General features: G+C 57.5%; 1 protein-coding gene. It reads right to left on the bottom strand.

The genetic code is table 11. The features are described from left to right. Positions 1–551 precede the first annotated feature (551 nt). Positions 552–1,616: a Gfo/Idh/MocA family protein gene (locus tag NW837_RS14700; RefSeq protein ID WP_011432295.1), complete on the bottom strand. Its 1,065-nt coding sequence runs from the start codon at positions 1,614–1,616 to the stop codon at positions 552–554. Positions 1,617–1,636: the final 20 nt, after the last annotated feature.

The following is a 1,636-nucleotide window of genomic DNA, read 5'->3' as shown; positions in this document are numbered from 1 at the left end:
ATAACTTCCGCATTCCTCCCGACACTGACCCTACGGGTACAGTGCGGGGCTCCTGCGATTTCTAGCTGAGAACAGCGTTAGGGGCGGATGGCAAACTCCACAGTGCCCCAGAATCGGCGGTAGGAGTGCTGAGCCCTGGAGCTCGCAATATTGGCCAAGATAAGCAAACTAAGCTCAAGCTTTACAGTCGGCTTGGGCTACAGGAGTATTGAGTGGTGGACTGGCAACAGCAACAAGTGGAAGTCTACCGGCGTCAGCAAAGGCAGTTGGTGTTGATCAAAACTTGCTTGGGAAAGATGAATTGGACTCGAATTGGACTCGCCGTTGCTGCCGGGGCTTGCGTGCCCGATTTCACAGCTGTGGATGCCACCTCTTGCCTGAGTCTGGTGGGAGCCCCATTGCTCGCTCGAAAAGCTGCCACCCGAATGGGGAGCTGTCAATAGAGCTGCACTCCGCGGGCGCGAATGTCGCTTTTTCTTCCCCAGCCTGATGCTGGAATGGCTATGGGCCAACAACAGGGCTCTGCCCCCATCTGGGGCTTGCGTTAAAGACTAGGATAGGAGACTACGGCGGGGCTTGGCTTCGCTCCAGGCACATCCATCCAAAGCAATCCGCTCTACCTCCGAGGCCAGCCTCAATGCTTTCAGGGCCTGTTCCCCACCCACAGAAGGTTGGTTGCCCCCCCGCACGCAATTGATGAAGTGCTCCAGTTCGGCATGCAGCTTGTCGATATTGTCGGTGTGGACTTTCTCAATCAAACAATCCCGCTGGTAGGGCATTTGGCCGTAGTCGCTGGTGCTGCCGACGGATCCCTGGCGGTACACCGAGATCTCATTGTGGAGAAAATCTGCTTCTACCAAGGCATTCTTGCAGTGGACGGCAATTTTGCGCACCTTGCGGTGGGTGACCTTGCTGGCAGTGAGGGTGGCGATGGCACCGTTGGCAAAAGTGAGAGTAGCCGTGACGTAGTCCAGGTAGCCCAGCTTGGAGATGCGGTTGCCGCTGGCGGTAATCTGGGTCACGGGAGATGGGATCAGCTCCAGCAACAGATCGATGTCGTGGATCATCAAGTCGAATACCACCGACACATCGCTGGCGCGGTCGGAATAGGGGCTGAGACGGTGAGCCTCAAAAGCCAGAGGTTCTTCACTTTGCAAGACTTGGCCCAGCTTTTGGAAAACAGGGCTGAAGCGCTCGATGTGCCCCACCTGCAAAATACAATTGCAATCGGCAGCTCGGTTCACCAGCGATTCTGCTTCGCTGATGCTGGCAGCGATGGGCTTTTCGATCAGCACATGTACCCCGGCCTCCAGGCAGGCCATACCCACCTCGTGGTGCAGAACCGTCGGCACGGCAATGGCCACGGCAGCTACATGGGGCAGCAGATCGCGGTAGTCCTCATAGAAATGAACGCGGTGGCGGCTGGCCACATCCAATCCCCGTTCCACGTTGATATCCGCTACCCCCACGACCCGCACATCCTTCATCAGGCTGAAAACGCGGGTGTGGTGCTGGCCCATGTTGCCTACCCCGATCACCCCAACCGGGACAGCTTGCTCTGAATAAGCCAGTGGACGGCGGGGAGAGTTGGCAGAACTCGGGCAAGATCGGGCCATGACGTTTCCACTACCTCCAC

The organism is Synechococcus sp. R6-10 (genome assembly GCF_047461815.1).
In the GTDB taxonomy this organism is placed as follows: domain Bacteria; phylum Cyanobacteriota; class Cyanobacteriia; order Thermostichales; family Thermostichaceae; genus Thermostichus.
This window is presented reverse-complemented; position numbering and strand designations above follow the sequence as displayed.